The organism is Sphingomonas trueperi (genome assembly GCF_011927635.1).
GTDB classification, from domain to species: Bacteria; Pseudomonadota; Alphaproteobacteria; order Sphingomonadales; family Sphingomonadaceae; genus Sphingomonas; species Sphingomonas trueperi.
Map to the genome: position 1 here is coordinate 284,010 of NZ_JAATJB010000002.1, position 16,206 is coordinate 300,215.

Below are 16,206 nucleotides of genomic sequence, written 5' to 3' on the forward strand. Positions count from 1 at the left end.
GGCTCAGGGCGCCGCCGCGAGCTCGGCGGCCTTGCCGACGAGCCCGGCGAAGCGACCCTGTTCGACATCCTGCGCGGTGTCGTTCCAGCTGGCGGAGAGGACGTACCAGCCGCCGTCCTTGCCCTGCAGCAGCAGGGTCATCGCCATGACGCCCGGCTCGGAGCCGCCCTTGTAGCCCACATAGCCCCATTTGGCAGCGGCAAGCGGCGGAATGCCGGGGTTCTTCGACAGCACGGCGCGGGCATCGGCGCCCCTGGGTCCTTCGGTGTTGCGGCGGATCCAGTCCATTACCCGGACGAGATCGGCCGGGGTCTCGAACCATTCCAGCGTGTCGATCGACAGCGGCTTGCCCGCCGAGAAGAGGCCGACATCGACCTTGCTGAGCGGTGTCGCCGCCACCTCGCCCGCCAGCAGGGCGCGACGACCGGCCTCGTCGGCGACGAGGTAGCGGTCGCGCAGGGCCGGGATGGTCTTCAGCTTGAAAACCTCCGCGGTGCCGAGGAAGGGCCGGTTGCGGGCAGGATCGGCGATGCCGAGGACCGGCAGCATTGCTTCCACCTTCTCGCGCCCCAGCGTCTTGAGCAGGATGTCGGTCGCGCTGTTATCGCTGATCGAGATCATCTGCGTGGCAAGTTCGCGCAGCGTTACCTTGGTTCCCGCCGGCTTGGCGGTGTACCCGCCGCCGGGCAGCGCGCTGCCGTCCAGCGTGACCAAGTCGTCCCAGCGGCGCTCGCCGCCATTGGTCGCGCGGATCAGCTCGGCGAGGATCACCAGCTTGAATTCCGAGCCGATCGCGAAGGCCTGATCGGCATTGTGCTGCCGGAGCAGCTGCGGCCTGCCGTCGCCCAGCCTGGCCAGCACATAGCCCGTGCGGCCGTGCAGTCCCTTCAGCGTTGCCTCTACCGCGTCGAGCGTTGCCTCGCGCGCAGTCAGGCCCTGCACCAGCAGGCCGGTGATGCGGTGATCGCCGGCTGGATGGACGTCGATCGCCACGGTGGCGATCGCATCGCGATACTCGACCGTCAGCGTACCGCTCCACGGCGTCTTCGCCTCCAGCTTCTGCAGGTCGGAATAAGGCCCGGCCGCGGCCGCGATCTGCTGGAGCACCGCATCGAACTTGGCCTTCGGCACCTGTGCGCGGAAGGCGTCGGCGAAGGCGGCGTCATAGTCGCCCTTGCCCTGCAACAGATCGGGCAGCTGGTTGACCCGATCGCGGAATTCCTTGGCCGCCTGCACGGGTGCGGCGGCGGGAGCAGGGGGCGTGGTCTGCGCCAGACCGGGCGTGGCGCAGGCAAGCAGCGGCGCGAGAAAGGCGATGGCACGCATCGGAGTATCTCCCCTGTGTTAGAGGGATGGTACACATGGCCCCGCTGCGCGCAAGCCTGGGTTGGGCTCAGGCGTCGATCACCTCTTCATCCAGCCGCGCCGCATTCTCCTGGATGAACGCGAAGCGGTGGGCCGGGTTGTTGCCCATCAGCCGGTCGACCAGATCCTTCACTCCGGCACGCTCCTCATATTCCTGCGGCAGCGTCACGCGCAGCATGCCGCGCGTCTTGGGATCCATGGTGGTTTCCTTGAGCTGGTTCGGGTTCATCTCGCCCAGGCCCTTGAACCGGCTGACTTCCACCTTCTTGCCCTTGAACGCGGTCTTCTCGATCTCGATGCGGTGCGCGTCGTCGCGCGCGTAGAGGCTCTTCGAGCCCACCGTCAGGCGGTAGAGCGGCGGCTGGGCGAGGTAGAGATGCCCCTTGCGCACCAGGTCCGGCATTTCCTGGAAGAAGAAGGTCATCAGCAGCGTCGCGATATGCGCGCCGTCGACGTCCGCGTCGGTCATGATGATGATGCGTTCGTAGCGCAGCTGGGTCGCGTCGCAGTCCTTGCGGGTGCCGCAGCCCAGCGCCTGGATCAGGTCGGCGATTTCCTGGTTGGCGAGGATCTTGGCCGAGGTGGCGCTGGCGACGTTGAGGATCTTGCCGCGGATCGGCAGGATCGCCTGGGTCTTGCGGTCGCGCGCCTGCTTGGCCGAGCCGCCGGCCGAATCGCCCTCGACGATGAACAGCTCGGTGCCCTCGGGGCTGTCGGCCGAACAGTCGGTGAGCTTGCCGGGCAGGCGGAGCTTGCGGCCGCTCGTCGCCGACTTGCGCTTGACCTCGCGCTCCTGCTTGCGGCGCAGGCGATCGTCCATCCGCTCGAGCACATAGCCGAGCAGCGCCTTGCCGCGCTCCATATTGTCGGTGAGGAAATGGTCGAAATGGTCGCGCACCGCCTTTTCGACGAGCGCGGTCGCCTCTGGGCTGGTCAGCCGGTCCTTGGTCTGGCTCTGGAACTGCGGCTCGCGGATGAACACCGAGAGCATCACTTCGGAGCCGGTCACCACGTCGTCCGGGTTGAGGTCCTTGGCCTTCTTGTTGCCGACCAGGTCGGCGAAGCTGCGCAGGCTCCGCACCAGCGCCTGGCGCAGGCCCTGCTCGTGCGTGCCGCCATCGGGCGTGGGGATGGTGTTGCAGTACCAGCTATAGCTGCCATCGCTCCACAGCGGCCAGGCGACCGCCCATTCGACGCGGCCCTGCGAATCGGGGAATTCCTGGGTGCCCGCGAAGAAATCGGCGGTGGCACATTCGCGGCTGCCGACCTGTTCCTTCAGGTGATCGGCAAGACCGCCCGGGAACTGGAACACCGCCTCGGCCGGCGTATCGTCGGTGATCAGCGACGGATCGCACTTCCAGCGGATCTCGACGCCGGCGAACAGATAGGCCTTGGAGCGGGCGAGCTTGTACAGCCGCGCCGGCTTGAACAGCATCTCGCCGAAGATCTCGGGGTCGGGGGTGAAGGCGACGCTGGTGCCGCGCCGGTTGGGGGTGCCGCCGATCTTCTCCAGCGGGCCCAGCGTCTGGCCCTGGCTGAAGCGCTGGCGGTAGAGCTGCTTGTCGCGCGCGACCTCGACCACCGTGTCCACCGACAGCGCGTTGACCACCGAGATGCCGACGCCGTGCAGGCCGCCCGAGGTGGCATAGGCCTTGCCCGAGAATTTGCCGCCTGAGTGGAGCATCGAGAGAATCACCTCGAGCGCCGACTTGTCGGGGAAGCGCGGGTGCGGGTCGACCGGCATGCCGCGGCCATTGTCGACGATGGTGATGCGGTTGGGCGCGGCGAGCGTCACCTCGATGCGGTTGGCGTGCCCCGCGACCGCTTCGTCCATCGCATTGTCGAGGATTTCGGCGGCGAGATGGTGGAGCGCGCGCTCGTCGGTGCCGCCGATATACATGCCCGGGCGGCGCCGGACCGGCTCCAGGCCTTCGAGCACCTCGATCGACGAGGCGTCATAGGTGCCGGCGGGGACGGAGGGCGCAGCGAAGAGGTCTTCGGACATGCGGAACGTATAGGGGGTGCCGGGGGGCTCGCGCAAGCTGGCGGCGGCTGCGGTAAGCGGCCCGGTCGATTTCTGTGACCGCGTCTTTCCGTTTCACCTTCGCATCATCGCGGCTGCATAGTTCTGATCGGGCGATGCGGAGCGCAGGGCGCGCCGCCGCCGACCAGAAAAGGGAGTTTCCTTCATGCTTCGATCCACCCGGAGCGGCGCGGCGATGGCCGCGTTGCTCGGCGGCGCCCTCGTGCCCGCCGCAGCCGCCGCCCAGACCGAGACCCAGGTTTCCAGCCGCATGACCACCGGCCCCGCCCCGGTGAGCGCCAAAGCCGACACCCCGATCCAGGCCGAGACCGGCGCCGTCCCGGTGATGACCCGCGACAATGGCGCGCCGATCGGCGACAACCGCAACTCCAAGGCGGCGGGCGATCTGGGCCCGGTGCTGCTCGAGGATTCGCACCTGATCGAGAAGCTGGCCCGCTTCGATCGCGAGCGCACGCCCGAACGCGTCGTCCACGCCCGCGGCACCGGCGCGCACGGCGTGTTCCGCGCGACCGCCGACATTTCCGATCTCACCAAGGCGTCGCTGTTCCAGCCGGGCAAGGAAACCCCGGTGTTCGTCCGCTTCTCCAGCGTGATCCACGGCAAGGACAGCCCCGAATGGCTGCGCGATCCGCGCGGCTTCGCGACCAAATTCTACACCGATCAGGGCAATTGGGACCTGGTGGGCAACAACCTGCCGATCTTCTTCATCCGCGACGCGATGCAGTTCCCGGACATGGTGCACTCGCTGAAGCCGGATCCCGTCACCAACCGGCAGGACCCGAACCGCTTCTTCGACTTTTTCTCGGCCACGCCCGAATCGACCAACATGCTGACCCAGCTCTATTCCAACCTGGGCACGCCGGCCTCGTACCGGACGATGGACGGCAACGGCGTCCATGCCTTCAAGCTGGTCAACGCCAGGGGCGAGACGGTGTTCGCCAAGTTCCGCTGGATCAGCCGCCAGGGCGTCCGCACCCTCACCGCCGCGCAGGCGGGTGCGCAGGCGTTCGATTATCAGACCCATGATCTCTACACCGAGATCGCCAAGGGCAATTACCCGAGCTGGGATCTGATGGTGCAGGTGATGCGCGCCGAGGATTTCGCCAAGCTCGACTACAACCCGTTCGACGACACCAAGGAATGGCTGGGCGTGCCGTTCCGCAAGATCGGCGAGATGACGCTGAACAAGGTGCCGGACAATTTCTTCGAGTGGACCGAGCAATCCGCCTTCGCGCCGTCGAACATGGTGCCGGGGATCGAGGCGTCGCCCGATCGCATGCTGCAGGGGCGGCTGTTCAGCTATGCCGATACCCAGCGCTACCGGATCGGCGCCAACGCGCTGGCGCTGCCGGTCAACCGGCCGCGGGTGGCGGTGGTCAACAACAGCCAGGACGGCCAGCTGAATGCCTCCGGCCGCAGCGCGCGGGTGAACTATTTCCCCGCCGCGCTGGCGCCGAAGACCACCCCGGCCGAGGCGACCGCCTCGACCTATATGGTGGATGCAACGGTCGTCGCCCGGCCCATCGCCAAGACCAACAACTTCGCCCAGGCCGGAATCTTCTACCGCGCGCTGCCGGCGGCCGAGAAAGCCGATCTGATCAAGAACCTGTCCGGCGATCTGGGCAAGGTCGTGTCGCCGCGTACGCGGACGATCATGGTCAGCTATTTCTACCAGGCCGACAAGGACTATGGCACGCGGCTCGCCAAGGCGGTGAACGTGCCGATGGCCGAAGTGGAGAAGGCCGCGGCCGAGTATCGCGCGGCGAATCCCGAGCAGCGGGCCGCGAACTGAGATCCCCCTCGACCCGGGCCGGCGCCTAGCTACCGGCCCGGGCTTCCGCACGATCGGAGCATGTGATGCGTACCCTGTTGTTGTTGCTGGCCGGGGCCATGCTGGCCCCGGCGCCGATGGCCGCTGCCCAGACGGCGGCCGCCGAGCTGCCGTCGCCGGAGCGTCGACAGACGCTGCTGTTCGAGGCGGCGCGTGGCGGCCGGGCCGATCTGGTGCCCGGGTTGGTCCGGCTGGGTGCCGACCCTAATGCCCGCGACTCCCGCGGTTTCACGCCCGCGATCCTTGCCGCCTATAACGGCCAGGCGGCGGCGCTGGAGGCGCTGATCGCGGCGGGTGCCGATCCCTGCCTGGCCGACGGCGGCCAAGGGAACACTGCGCAAATGGGGGTGGCGTTCAAGGGCGACGACGCCATCGCCGCGCGGCTGCTCAAGGCGGGCTGCGACGTCAATGCCCGCAACAAGGCCGGCCAGACCGCGCTGATGATGGCGGCGTTGTTCGGGCGGACGCAGCAGGTGGAGATGCTGCTGGCGGCGGGTGCCGATCCCGCGATCGCCGATGCGACTGGCCGCACCGCGGCCAGCGTCGCGGCGGCGCAGGGCAATAGCGCGCTCGCGACGCGGCTGGCGCCACGCTGAGCGTCGGCGGATCGCCAAAGCAAAAGGGGTGCGTACCGGCCGGTGCGCACCCCTTTTCGTATCGATGCGGCGTTCGCCTCAGCGCGGGCGGGGCGTGCCGCCGAAGGGCATGGTCGGGGCCGGGCGACGGTCGCGGCGGGGGAGCTGTGCCTGATAGGCGTGACCGCAATGTTCGACGCAATAGGGGAAGCCCGGGTTCACCTTCTCGCCGCAGAAGTGGAAGTCGGGCTCGCCGGGGTGGCCGAGCGGCCATTTGCAGATCTTGTCGTTCAAGTCGAGCAGCGTGGTCTTGCCCGCGATCGCCTCGCTGGGCTTGGCGGGGACGAGGCGGCGCGGCGGGGCGGGGGTGCTCGGCGGGGCCTGCTCGCCGGGATTCTGGCGGATGAAGCCGCCCGGGCCGACCGAGCGGAGCACCGGCTGCGGCGCGCGCGGTGCTGCGGGCTCGGCCGCCTCGGAGTCGCTGTCGAACTCGGCATCGTCGACGGGCGCGGCAGGCGCGGGGGGCGCCGGGCGCGGGGCAGGGGCCGGGGCTGCCGCCTGGGGACGCGGCGCGGCGGGTGGCGGCGCTGGCTTGGGCGCGGGGGCCGGCTTGGGCTCGGCCGGTGCTGCGGCAGCAGGCGCCGCCGCAGCAGCGGCCTTGGCTTCGTTGGACTTCACCGGCGACGGGCGCGAGGGCAGGCCGAGGCGGTGGGCCTTGCCGATCACCGCGTTGCGCGACACGCCGCCCAGTTCCTCGGCGATCTGCGTCGCGGTCAGGCCGCTGTCCCACATCTTCTTCAGCGTCTCGATACGCTCGTCGGTCCAGCTCACTTCGGTTCCTTCGTCTTGCGGGCGGCGGCGTCAGCGGGTACGCGATCGCGCCATGAGCAGCCACCCCGAAATCGGTTCACAGCTTCCCGAGCCGGGCGTTCCGGTGATTCGCAACGTCAACTGGGGAGGCTTGCGCACCCTCTATATCAAGGAGGTGCGCCGTTTCTTCAAGGTGCAGCTCCAGACGGTGTGGGCGCCGGCCGTCACCACCCTGCTCTATCTGGTGATCTTCACGGTCGCGCTGGGCGGCGGCGGGCGGACGGTGACGCTGGGTGGTGTCTCGATTCATTACGCCGATTTCATCGCCCCCGGCCTGATCGTGATGGGCATGCTGCAGAACGCCTTCGCCAATGCCAGCTTCTCGCTGTTGGTCGGCAAGATCCAGGGCACGATCGTCGACTATCTGATGCCGCCGCTCTCCACCGGCGAGATGCTGGCGGCGCTGGCCGGCGGATCGGTGACCCGCGCCTTCTGCGTCGGCGGCACGGTGTGGCTGGCGATGGCGCTGTGGGGCGTCCACGTCTGGCCTGTTCATTTCTGGGCCGTGCTGTGGTTCGGCTTCCTCGGCTCGCTGTTCCTCGCGCTGATGGGGGTGCTGACCTCGATCTGGGCGGAGAAGTTCGACCATGCCGCGGCGATCACCAATTTCGTCGTGGCGCCGCTGTCGCTGCTCTCGGGCACCTTCTACTCGGTCGAGAATCTCTCGCCGGTGTTCCGCGCGATCAGCCATGCCAACCCGTTCTTCTACATCATCTCGGGCTTCCGCTACGGCTTCCTCGGCGTCGCCGATTCGCCGATCCTGCTCGGCACGGCGGTGATCCTTGGGCTCGACGTGGTGCTGGGGCTGTTCTGCTACGGGCTGCTGCGCCGCGGGTGGAAGATCAAGAGCTGAGCGCAACCCGGTCTTAAGCCGACTCCCGCTATGGCTGCGTTCCCCGATGGACGCCGCCCATGCTGCATTATGATTCCGCCCATTTCGATGCCCGGTCCAGCGACTCGACGTCGCTGTCCGAGATTCTGGGTGCCTTTTCCTACGCGCTCGACCTGACCGAGGGGCAGCCCGCCGGCCATTCGCTGCGGGCGTGCTGGATCGCCAGCCGGATGGCGGTGGCGCTGCGGTTATCCGCGGCGGACCGCCGGACCGTCTATTATGCGACGCTGCTCAAGGACCTGGGCTGCAGCAGCAACGCCGCGCGGATCGCCGAACTCTATCTCGCCGACGATCGCAAGGTGAAGCAGGAGCACAAGCTGCTCGCGGTCGGGCTGGGGCCGACGCTGCGCTACGTCTTCACCCGCACCGGGCAGGGCGAGCGGCTCGGCGCGCGCGCCAAGGCGATCCTCGCCATCCTGCGCGACGGCAACGCCATCGTCACCGAGCTGATCCAGACCCGCTGCACCCGCGGTGCCGACATCGCCCGCCAGCTCCGCTTCCCCGAGCCGGTGGCACAGGCGATCGCCGCGCTGGACGAGCATTGGGACGGCAGCGGCAAGCCGCTCGGCCTGCGCGGCGATGCGATCCCGCTGGCGGCGCAGCTGGCGCTGCTGGCGCAGATCGCGGACGTGTTCCACGCCGCGGGCGGCCCCCGCGCCGCGACCGAGGAAGTGGCGGCGCGCTCGGGCAGCTGGTTCGATCCGGCGCTCGCGCGGTGCTTCGCGGTGCTCGTCGCGCGCGCGCCGGGCTTCTGGGCGGACCTCGCCCATCCCGCGCTCGAGGCCCGGGTCCGCGCCTTCGAGCCGAAGGAGCAGCGCGTCGCGGTCGACGAGGACTATCTCGACGACATCGCCGCCGCCTTCGGCGCGGTGATCGACGCCAAGAGCCCCTATACCGGCGGTCATTCGGGGCGGGTGGGTGCGTATACCGAATCGCTGGGACGGGCGCTGGGCGTCGAGGGCGCCACGCTGCGCACGCTCAAGCGCAGCGCGATGCTCCACGATGTTGGCAAGCTGGCGGTGAGCAGCCGGGTGCTGGAGAAGCCGGGCAAGCTCGACGACACCGAATGGGAAGAGATGCGCAGCCATGCCGCGCACACCACCGCGATCCTCTCGCGTATCGCGCCGCTGCGCGACATGGCAGCCATCGCCGGCGCGCATCACGAGCGGCTCGACGGGCGCGGCTATCCGCTGGGGCTCGACGCGATGCGGATCGCCCGCGAGGCGCGGATCATCACCGTTTGCGACTTTTACGACGCGCTCACCGCCGATCGCCCCTATCGCGCCGCGCTGCCGGTGGAGCAGGCGCTGGACATCATGGCGGGCGAGGTCGGCAAGGCGATCGACGGCGAGGTATTCGCGGCGTTGCGCGAAATCATTACCCAGTAAAGGTAGTTTCGCGCTAAGATGACGGGAAGGGGCTCGCGGGGGCGGGTTGCCAACGGGGTGGGGTTCACGATGAAGACACTAGGCTTGCTGTTCGCGGTCGTCGCGGCAGGACTGTCGCTTGCGGGCTGTTCGCAGCCGCGACCCAAGGCGATCCTGGGCTGCAACTACAAGATGCTGCCGATCAGCGTCGGTCCGGCCTGGCAGACACGCCAGCTGCGGACGGCTGCCGGCGATGCGCTGGCGCGCGTGCCGGGCAGCGCGGAGGAGGAACTGGGTGCGGCACTGCGGGCGCGCCGTGCGCTGCGGCTGCGTACCACGGGGAGCCTCGGTGCGGCGGCCAGCACCGTCGAACCCGATCGCTTCCTCGCGCTCAGCGGCGGCGGCCAGCACGGTGCGTTCGGTGCGGGCTTCTTCTACGGCATGGGCACGCTGCCGACCTGGGACATCGTCACCGGCGTCAGCACCGGATCGCTGCAGAGCACCCTGCTGTTCCTCGCCAACCAGAAGGTGCCGGGCGACCGCGACTATGCCGCCTGGGTCGATGGCCCGCTTTCCGGCAAGGAAGGCGATACCGGGTTCGTGGTACAGCCGGGCACGTCCAATGTCGGCGACCTCGTCCTCGCCTATTCGATCCTCAAGGAGGCCGATTTGCTGCGCGTGCGCGGCGGCGGCGCAGGGCTGGGCGCGGTGCTGAAGGGATCGAGCGCGACCTTCGCGCCGCTCCGCGCGCGGCTGCTCAAGATCATGAGCCTGGGGACGCTGCAGGAAGTGGCGGAGGAAGGGCAGAAGGGCCGCAAGCTGCTGGTCGGCGTGAGCAATCTCGACGACGGCGGGGCCTATGCCGTCGACCTGACCGCGCTCGTCGCGCCGATGCTGGGGAACCCGTCGCCCGCCGATCAGGCGCGGATCCAGGGCTGCTATGTCGATGCGCTGCTCGCCTCCTCCTCGGTCCCGCCGGGCGTGCCGCCGGTGACGCTGGAGCGGCTGGTCGACGGGCCGCCGGTCCAGCCGATCGAGGAGAAGCGCATCCAGATGTACATGGATGGCGGCGCGCGCTTCGGCATGTTCCTCCAGCCCGAGGAGCGGGCGTTCGAGGCGGCAGGCCCGGGCGGCAGGGCCGAGGTCACCTTGATGGTCAACACCTCGATGGATCCCGGCACCTGGACCGGCACCGACCAGCCGATGCAGCGTTTCTCCGCGATTTCCGGGGCGCTGCGCGCCGTCGATCTGCTCGAGACGCAGGTCTACAGTTTCTCCGCCGCGCAGGTCGAGGAATTGGGGGTGCGCTATGGCTGGCTGCGGATGGCGTCGCTCACCCGGGCGCCGGGGGGCGAGAAGCCGGAGAATCACGTCTTCTACGGCAAGACCTGCAGCCAGTGGCAGGCGATCGACGCCAAGGCCAAGCCGCTGCAATTCTATCCCTGGTACATGGCCTGCACCGCCGATTACGGCCGCAGCCGCGGTGCCACCCAGCAATGGAACCACCGCGTGCCGGCACAGCCGTAAAGGCAGGTTGACCTGCGGCCCCAACCGGCCCTAAATATGCGAGAGGGCGGCCCGGATAGGTCGCCCTTTTGCGTTTCTGGAGTTTTCCCACCCCTTTTTTCGTCAAGGAGTACCGTTCCCATGACCATCACCCCGCTCATGCCCGTCTACCCGCGGTGCGGTGTGCGGCCGGTGCGAGGCGAGGGCTGCTACCTGATCGGGGAACGAGGGGAACGCTATCTCGATTTCGCCGCCGGTATCGCCGTCAACGCGCTGGGCCATGGCCACCCGCACCTGGTGCAGGCGATCGCCGACCAGGCCGCCACGCTGATGCACGTCTCGAACCTCTACGGCTCCCCCCAGGGCGAGGCGCTGGCCGAGCGTCTGCTCAAGCACAGCTTCGCCGACACGGTGTTCTTCACCAACTCGGGCGTCGAGGCGATCGAGTGCGCGATCAAGACCGCGCGCCGCTATCATTATGCCAATGGCAACCCGCAGCGGCACAAGCTGATCACCTTCAAGAACGCCTTCCACGGCCGTTCGCTGGGCGCGATCTCGGCGACCGACCAGGGCAAGATGCGCGACGGGTTCGAGCCGCTGCTGCCGGGCTTCGACTATGTGCCGTTCAACGATCTCGAAGGCGCGCTCGCCAAGATCGACGACGAGACCGCAGGCTTCCTGGTCGAGACGATCCAGGGCGAGGGCGGCATGACCGCCGGCACGGTCGAGTTCATCCAGGGCCTGCGCAAGGCGGCGGACGAGCACGGACTGCTGCTGATCCTCGACGAGATCCAGTGCGGCTATGGCCGGACCGGCAAGATGTGGGCCTATGAGCATTACGGCATCACGCCCGACATCATGACCTCGGCCAAGGGCATCGGTGCGGGCTTCCCGCTCGGCGCCTGTCTCGCCACCGAGGAAGCGGCCAAGGGCATGGTCGCCGGCACCCATGGCTCCACCTATGGCGGCAACCCGCTGGCGATGGCCGCGGGCATGGCGGTGCTCGACGTGATGGAGGAGCCCGGCTTCCTCGAGCATGTCACCCGCATGGGCGAGCGCCTGCGCCAGGCCTTCGAGCAGCTGATCCCCAACCATGATCACCTTTTCGAGGAGATCCGCGGCAAGGGCCTGATGCTCGGCATCAAGATGAAGGACAGCGTGGTAAGCCGCGACTTCGTCGCCCATCTGCGCGACCATCACGGGCTGCTGACCGTGGCGGCGGGCGAGAATGTGTTCCGCGTGCTGCCGCCGCTGGTGATCGACGAGAGCCACATCGCCGAGGCGGTCGACAAGCTGAGCGCCGGCGCGCGCAGCTTCGCGCCCGCAACCGCCAACTGAAGCGTTTCCTCCCCCGCGCAAGCGGGGGAGGGGGACCATGCGCAGCATGGTGGAGGGGGCTTCCCCCGCGCGGTGCATTGGTGGTGCGAGGCTCGCCTCCACCTCCGGCGTCGCCGGCAGTTCCTTCCCCTTTGCTGACGCGAGGGAGGAAACCATGACCCGCCACTTTATCGATCTGACCGATGCCGGCCCCGACGCGATCGCGGCGATGCTGAACGACGCGATGGCCCGCAAGACCGCGCGCGCCGGCTGGCCCAAGGGCAAGCCGGACGCCGATGCCCCGCTCGCCGGCCACACGCTGGCGATGATCTTCGAGAAGAACTCCACCCGCACCCGCGTGTCGTTCGACATGGCGATCCGCCAGCTCGGCGGCACCAGCATCGTGATGGACGCGGGCTCGATGCAGCTCGGCCGCGGCGAGAGCATCGCGGACACCGCGCGGGTGCTCTCGGGTTATGTCGACGCGATCATGATCCGCACCGACGACCACCAGAAGGTGATCGACATGGCCAAGTATGCCAGCGTGCCGGTGATCAACGGCCTTACCGATGCCTCGCATCCCTGCCAGATCATGGCGGACCTGCTGACCATCCTGGAAAGCGGCAAGGCGCTGCCCGGCCTCAAGGTCGCCTGGCTGGGCGACGGCAACAACGTGCTCGCCTCGATCATGGAAGCCGGCGGGCTGATGCAGTTCGACGTCGTCGCCGCCTGCCCGCAAGGCTATCAGCCGAGCGACGCCGACGTCGCCCGCGGGCGTGGCCGCGCCCGCGTGGTCGGCACCGCGCGCGAGGCGGTGGAAGGCGCCGACATCATCGTCACCGATACCTGGATCTCGATGGGCCAGGCGCATGCCGAGACCAAGCTCAAGGCGATGATGCCCTTCCAAGTCGACGAGGCGCTGATGGCCGCCGCCAAGCCCGACGCCCGCTTCCTCCACTGCCTGCCCGCGCATCGCGGCGAGGAAGTGACCGACGCGGTGATCGACGGGCCGCAATCGCTGATCTGGCCCGAGGCGGAGAACCGGCTGCACGCGCAGAAGTCGGTCCTGCGCTGGTGCTTCGGGCAGCTCTGAGGGACGGCGTTCGAGCCTGCATTCCCCTCCCGCTTGCGGGAGGGGCCTTAGATCCCCGCCAGCGCGCCCACCGCGGCGACATCGGCCATCGGCAGGGCCCCGACCGCCTGCTCGACCGCAGCCAATGCCTGCTCCGCCGATCGCTTGTCGCTGCCGTCGCGGGGGTCCTCGTCGCGATGCTTGTGGTCCTTGCGGCGTAGCGCGGCCTTGAGCTCGCGGGCGAGCGCGCGGGCCTCGTTCCTGAAGTCGTCATCGGCATTGGCGCGCGCGGCATCGGCGGCGCGCTTCTCGTCGGCCTGCTTGGTCGCGGCGGAACTAGCCGCTTCGGGCTGGGACGCATCGCCTTCGGCCGCCACCTTGTCCTTCTCGGCGGTCTCGGCAGTGGGCGTCGCTTCGCCCGCACCCGCACCCGCGCCCGCACCTTCGGCCTTGGCATCGCCCGCCGGTGCGGCCGCGCTGGCCGAGGCATCCCCGGCCTCCACGCCGCCCAGCTCGACCCTGCTGCCGCCGGCGCTGGTATAGCTCTTCACCGCGGCGGCGAGCTCGCGGGCGATCTGGGCGGCGGCGCGGGCGAGCTTCTTGGGATCGCCCGCATAGATCATCTTGAGCGCCTGGAGCCGCGCTTTCAGTTCCTGCACCTTCTGCGCGGCGCGCGCTTTCTGGTCGTCGCTGGTCTTGGTCTTGATCGTCTTGAGGGTTGCGACGGCGTCCTTCGCCTGCTGCAACTTGCGCGCGGCCATCTCCTCCTGCTTGGAAGATGCCGCGTTCGCCGGGGCGCCAGTGCTGGTGGCGGGGAGCTTCATCTTCCCATCATAGGAAGAGATGCGCGCCGCGGTTCGGATGCAGCCGTAAACCTACGTAGGTCCTCAGCTATCGGCGCTCGCCAAACGCCGAGATGGACGACGCAGCGAGCCGTATTCGCTCGAACCGCCAAATAATCGACGGGGTTCCGTAAAAAATTCGGGGCACGCCTTACCAATCCTTCTCTGGCACACCATATGAATAACGCTGACGTCGCATGCGACGGATATCGGGCCGCCTCGGCTCCTCCCTTTGTCCCTTTCTAGCCTCACCGAAGCCGGGATGCGCCGCTGTTGGCGCATGCCCGTCATGCCTGGGACAAAGGATGCCCATATGATCACCGGAACCGTGAAATTCTTCAATAACGACAAGGGCTATGGCTTTATCGCGCCGGAAACCGGCGGCGGCGACGCCTTTGTCCACATCTCGGCCGTCGAGCGCGCAGGCATGCACACGCTCGATAAGGACCAGCGGGTTTCCTACGAGCTGGAGACGGACCGTCGGGGCAAGACCTCGGCCGTCAATCTTCAGTCGGCCTGAAGCACAGCGGACCGGGCGGGCATGCAGATGCTCGCCCGTTTCCATTTGGACCGAGCGGGAACCACCTGCTTCAGGAAACGGAGGACAGCATGTCCAGAGCAATCAACGTCAGCGCCGCCAAGGAGCATGTCGTCGCGACCTGCGCCAAGCGGAGCATCGTCATCAGCGCGATCGAGACGCTGCAGTCCGGCGGCACGCGCGTGGTGATGAACAGCGCCGCCGATACGGCGATCATCGCCAAGGCCTATGGCAGCAAGGTGATCACCGGCGCCGTCGTCCGCGTGCCGACGCGCATGGGGAGGCTGTAACTTATGGTAGCATATACAGCCCCGGGATTTCAGGAGCGCGCGAGCGCGTCGGCATCGGCGAAGCGCAGGGCGCTGGCGATGCTGCGGGCAAGGCCCGTCGCCGATGCCGATGCGCTGGCAGCGGCCACGGCGCGCCGCGTGGCGGCCGAAACGGCCAGCGCCGAAAAGCGTGCAGCGGCGCTTGCCGAGCGCGAGGCGCTTGCGGCTGCCAAGCGCGAGAGCAAGGCGGAGGCGATCCGTGCGGTAGAAGCCGCGGCGGCCGTCCCGGTACCCACCGAGGCGGATCGCAAGGCCGCACGCGACGCGCGCTACGCCGCCCGCAAGGCCAACAAGCACGCCCGCTGACCCGATCTCGACGACGATAGGGTGGCGACGGCGCAAGCGACAGGAGTAGCCATGGCCAAGAGTCAGAAGAAGTCGAACAAGGAAGCGCGCAAGCCGAAGGCCGAAAAGGCACCGAAGCAGAACGCTTCCAATCCCAGCACCAAGGGCAAGCCGGTCGAGATGACCACGCTGAAGTCCTGACGAACGGGGGAACGCTGCGGCGTTCCCCTTGCCGTATCGGGCGACGCCCAAGCCTTTGCCGGGCGCAGCCCCGCGCCCCGCGTTGCGGCGACGGCCTACATTGTTTCCGGCCGCGAAACCCCTATTTACCCCTCCGAACCCAGAAAATGCGTTCGTCGGAACGCGCGGAGTCACCCGGACTTCTCGCGGCCGCAAACGAATGCCGGAGACGTATCGTGACTCACCCCGTTCCCGCCGCCGATCTCGATCGCGTGACCGGCTTTGCCATCCCCGAGCGCCATGTCCGCGGCCGCGTCGCGCGGCTGGGCCCGGTGCTGAACGAGATCCTCTCGGCCCATGCCTATCCGGCGCCGATCGAGAAGCTGCTGGCGGAGGCGCTGACCCTCACCGCCCTCCTTGGCAGCACGCTCAAGGATGCCGAAGGGCAGATGACGCTGCAGGCGCAGACCCAGCGCGGCATCGTCAGCCTGATGGTGTGCGACTACAAGAATGGCGAACTGCGCGGCTATGTGCAGTTCGATGCCACGCGGCTCAGCCGGCTCGGCAAGAACCCGTCGCTCAGCGCGCTGTTCAACGGCGGCTATCTGGCGGTGACCTTCGACCAGGCGCTCACCAACGAACGCTATCAGGGCATCGTTCCGCTGGAAGGCGCCTCGATCGCCGAGGCGGCGCAGAGCTATTTCCTCCAGTCCGAACAGATCCCGACGCTGGTGCGGCTCGGCGTGCGCAAGGACAAGGCGACCGGCAAGGTGATCGCCGGCGGCCTGTTCCTCCAGCATCTGCCCGAGGGCGAGGTGGGGCGCGAGCGGCTGCACGTGCGGCTCGACCATCCCGAATGGCAGCATGTCGAGGCGCTGGGCGGCACGATGGGCGCCGACGAGCTGGCCGATCCGGCGATCCCGCTGGAAGGGCTGGTGTGGCGGCTGTTCAACGAGGAGAGCGAGGTGCGCATGCTCGCCGGGCATGATCTGTCGCGCGGCTGCCGCTGCGGGGCGGACTATATCCAGCAGGTGCTCGCCAAGTTCCCCGAGGAAGAGCGTGCGGCGATGGCCGACGAGGGCGGCGTGATCAAGGTCGATTGCGCCTTCTGTTCGAAGCAGTTCCCTGTGGCGCTCGCCGATTTCGTTCCGCCGTCGTTGTAAAGCCGTAATCCTCCTATGATATGTCGTTGG

16 protein-coding genes are annotated in these 16,206 nt (G+C 68.3%); 12 read left to right on the top strand and 4 right to left on the bottom strand.

Annotated elements, in window-relative coordinates:
- Positions 1–3: 3 nt before the first annotated feature.
- A complete protein-coding gene (locus GGR89_RS04685) occupies positions 4–1,326 on the bottom strand; it encodes a serine hydrolase (protein WP_125975759.1) in 1,323 nt (440 codons plus the stop codon).
- Positions 1,327–1,393: 67 nt separating this feature from the next.
- Positions 1,394–3,370 (bottom strand): DNA topoisomerase IV subunit B, encoded by a 1,977-nt coding sequence (gene parE / locus GGR89_RS04690; protein WP_125975761.1) that lies wholly within the window; start codon positions 3,368–3,370, stop codon positions 1,394–1,396.
- A 214-nt stretch (positions 3,371–3,584) separates the two neighbouring features.
- On the opposite strand from parE, the gene GGR89_RS04695 reads away from it, so the two are divergent.
- Both GGR89_RS04695 and GGR89_RS04700 read left to right on the top strand, forming a co-directional pair.
- Positions 3,585–5,201, top strand: coding sequence for a catalase (locus tag GGR89_RS04695; protein ID WP_125975775.1), 1,617 nt, complete (start codon positions 3,585–3,587; stop codon positions 5,199–5,201).
- A 65-nt stretch (positions 5,202–5,266) separates the two neighbouring features.
- Positions 5,267–5,836 carry an ankyrin repeat domain-containing protein gene (locus tag GGR89_RS04700; RefSeq protein WP_125975763.1) on the top strand — a complete coding sequence of 190 codons (570 nt, stop codon included), beginning with the start codon at positions 5,267–5,269 and terminating at the stop codon, positions 5,834–5,836.
- Between the two features lie 78 nt (positions 5,837–5,914).
- Here the strand turns inward: GGR89_RS04700 and GGR89_RS04705 are convergent, their stop codons facing one another.
- The gene (locus GGR89_RS04705; RefSeq protein ID WP_167712772.1) at positions 5,915–6,646 is read right to left on the bottom strand and encodes a GcrA family cell cycle regulator; all 732 of its coding nucleotides are present in this window, start codon (positions 6,644–6,646) and stop codon (positions 5,915–5,917) included.
- Positions 6,647–6,698: 52 nt separating this feature from the next.
- On the opposite strand from GGR89_RS04705, the gene GGR89_RS04710 reads away from it, so the two are divergent.
- From GGR89_RS04710 to argF, 5 genes are all read left to right on the top strand, one after another.
- Positions 6,699–7,538, top strand: a complete 840-nt coding sequence (locus GGR89_RS04710) for an ABC transporter permease (protein WP_125978410.1) — start codon at positions 6,699–6,701, stop codon at positions 7,536–7,538.
- Positions 7,539–7,597: 59 nt separating this feature from the next.
- Complete coding sequence (locus GGR89_RS04715) at positions 7,598–8,965, top strand: HD-GYP domain-containing protein (protein ID WP_125978412.1); 1,368 nt, start codon at positions 7,598–7,600, stop codon at positions 8,963–8,965.
- A 69-nt stretch (positions 8,966–9,034) separates the two neighbouring features.
- Positions 9,035–10,471 carry a patatin-like phospholipase family protein gene (locus tag GGR89_RS04720; RefSeq protein WP_125977916.1) on the top strand — a complete coding sequence of 479 codons (1,437 nt, stop codon included), beginning with the start codon at positions 9,035–9,037 and terminating at the stop codon, positions 10,469–10,471.
- Positions 10,472–10,591: 120 nt separating this feature from the next.
- Positions 10,592–11,788, top strand: a complete 1,197-nt coding sequence (locus tag GGR89_RS04725) for an aspartate aminotransferase family protein (RefSeq protein WP_125977918.1) — start codon at positions 10,592–10,594, stop codon at positions 11,786–11,788.
- 154 nt (positions 11,789–11,942) lie between these two features.
- Positions 11,943–12,860 carry an ornithine carbamoyltransferase gene (argF, locus tag GGR89_RS04730; RefSeq protein WP_125977920.1) on the top strand — a complete coding sequence of 306 codons (918 nt, stop codon included), beginning with the start codon at positions 11,943–11,945 and terminating at the stop codon, positions 12,858–12,860.
- A gap of 47 nt (positions 12,861–12,907) precedes the next feature.
- On the opposite strand, the gene GGR89_RS04735 is transcribed toward argF, so the two are convergent.
- On the bottom strand, positions 12,908–13,663 hold the full coding sequence (locus tag GGR89_RS04735; RefSeq protein ID WP_125977922.1) for a hypothetical protein: 756 nt from the start codon (positions 13,661–13,663) through the stop codon (positions 12,908–12,910).
- Between the two features lie 331 nt (positions 13,664–13,994).
- Between GGR89_RS04735 and GGR89_RS04740 the strand changes: the two genes are divergently transcribed.
- From GGR89_RS04740 to hslO, 5 genes are all read left to right on the top strand, one after another.
- A complete protein-coding gene (locus GGR89_RS04740; protein WP_093294641.1) occupies positions 13,995–14,201 on the top strand; it encodes a cold-shock protein in 207 nt (68 codons plus the stop codon).
- Between the two features lie 89 nt (positions 14,202–14,290).
- Positions 14,291–14,509: a hypothetical protein gene (locus GGR89_RS04745; RefSeq protein WP_125977924.1), complete on the top strand. Its 219-nt coding sequence runs from the start codon at positions 14,291–14,293 to the stop codon at positions 14,507–14,509.
- A 3-nt stretch (positions 14,510–14,512) separates the two neighbouring features.
- Entirely contained in the window at positions 14,513–14,854 is a 342-nt protein-coding gene (locus GGR89_RS04750) for a DUF6481 family protein (RefSeq protein ID WP_125977926.1), read from the top strand.
- Positions 14,855–14,905: 51 nt separating this feature from the next.
- Positions 14,906–15,034, top strand: a complete 129-nt coding sequence (locus tag GGR89_RS22595) for a hypothetical protein (RefSeq protein WP_277600124.1) — start codon at positions 14,906–14,908, stop codon at positions 15,032–15,034.
- 215 nt (positions 15,035–15,249) lie between these two features.
- Entirely contained in the window at positions 15,250–16,176 is a 927-nt protein-coding gene (gene hslO / locus GGR89_RS04755) for an Hsp33 family molecular chaperone HslO (RefSeq protein WP_125977928.1), read from the top strand.
- Positions 16,177–16,206: the final 30 nt, after the last annotated feature.

Bases quoted from the DNA above. Each gene is read 5' to 3' on its own strand.
- GGR89_RS04715 (WP_125978412.1), top strand. From the start codon at position 7,598: ATGCTGCATTATGATTCCGCCCATTTCGATGCCCGGTCCAGCGACTCG.
- GGR89_RS04735 (WP_125977922.1), bottom strand. From the start codon at position 13,663: ATGAAGCTCCCCGCCACCAGCACTGGCGCCCCGGCGAACGCGGCATCT.
- GGR89_RS04725 (WP_125977918.1), top strand. From the start codon at position 10,592: ATGACCATCACCCCGCTCATGCCCGTCTACCCGCGGTGCGGTGTGCGG.
- GGR89_RS04720 (WP_125977916.1), top strand. From the start codon at position 9,035: ATGAAGACACTAGGCTTGCTGTTCGCGGTCGTCGCGGCAGGACTGTCG.
- GGR89_RS04695 (WP_125975775.1), top strand. From the start codon at position 3,585: ATGGCCGCGTTGCTCGGCGGCGCCCTCGTGCCCGCCGCAGCCGCCGCC.
- GGR89_RS04700 (WP_125975763.1), top strand. From the start codon at position 5,267: ATGCGTACCCTGTTGTTGTTGCTGGCCGGGGCCATGCTGGCCCCGGCG.
- GGR89_RS04745 (WP_125977924.1), top strand. From the start codon at position 14,291: ATGTCCAGAGCAATCAACGTCAGCGCCGCCAAGGAGCATGTCGTCGCG.
- GGR89_RS04740 (WP_093294641.1), top strand. From the start codon at position 13,995: ATGATCACCGGAACCGTGAAATTCTTCAATAACGACAAGGGCTATGGC.
- argF (WP_125977920.1), top strand. From the start codon at position 11,943: ATGACCCGCCACTTTATCGATCTGACCGATGCCGGCCCCGACGCGATC.
- GGR89_RS04710 (WP_125978410.1), top strand. From the start codon at position 6,699: ATGAGCAGCCACCCCGAAATCGGTTCACAGCTTCCCGAGCCGGGCGTT.
- GGR89_RS22595 (WP_277600124.1), top strand. From the start codon at position 14,906: ATGGCCAAGAGTCAGAAGAAGTCGAACAAGGAAGCGCGCAAGCCGAAG.
- GGR89_RS04750 (WP_125977926.1), top strand. From the start codon at position 14,513: ATGGTAGCATATACAGCCCCGGGATTTCAGGAGCGCGCGAGCGCGTCG.
- parE (WP_125975761.1), bottom strand. From the start codon at position 3,370: ATGTCCGAAGACCTCTTCGCTGCGCCCTCCGTCCCCGCCGGCACCTAT.
- GGR89_RS04685 (WP_125975759.1), bottom strand. From the start codon at position 1,326: ATGCGTGCCATCGCCTTTCTCGCGCCGCTGCTTGCCTGCGCCACGCCC.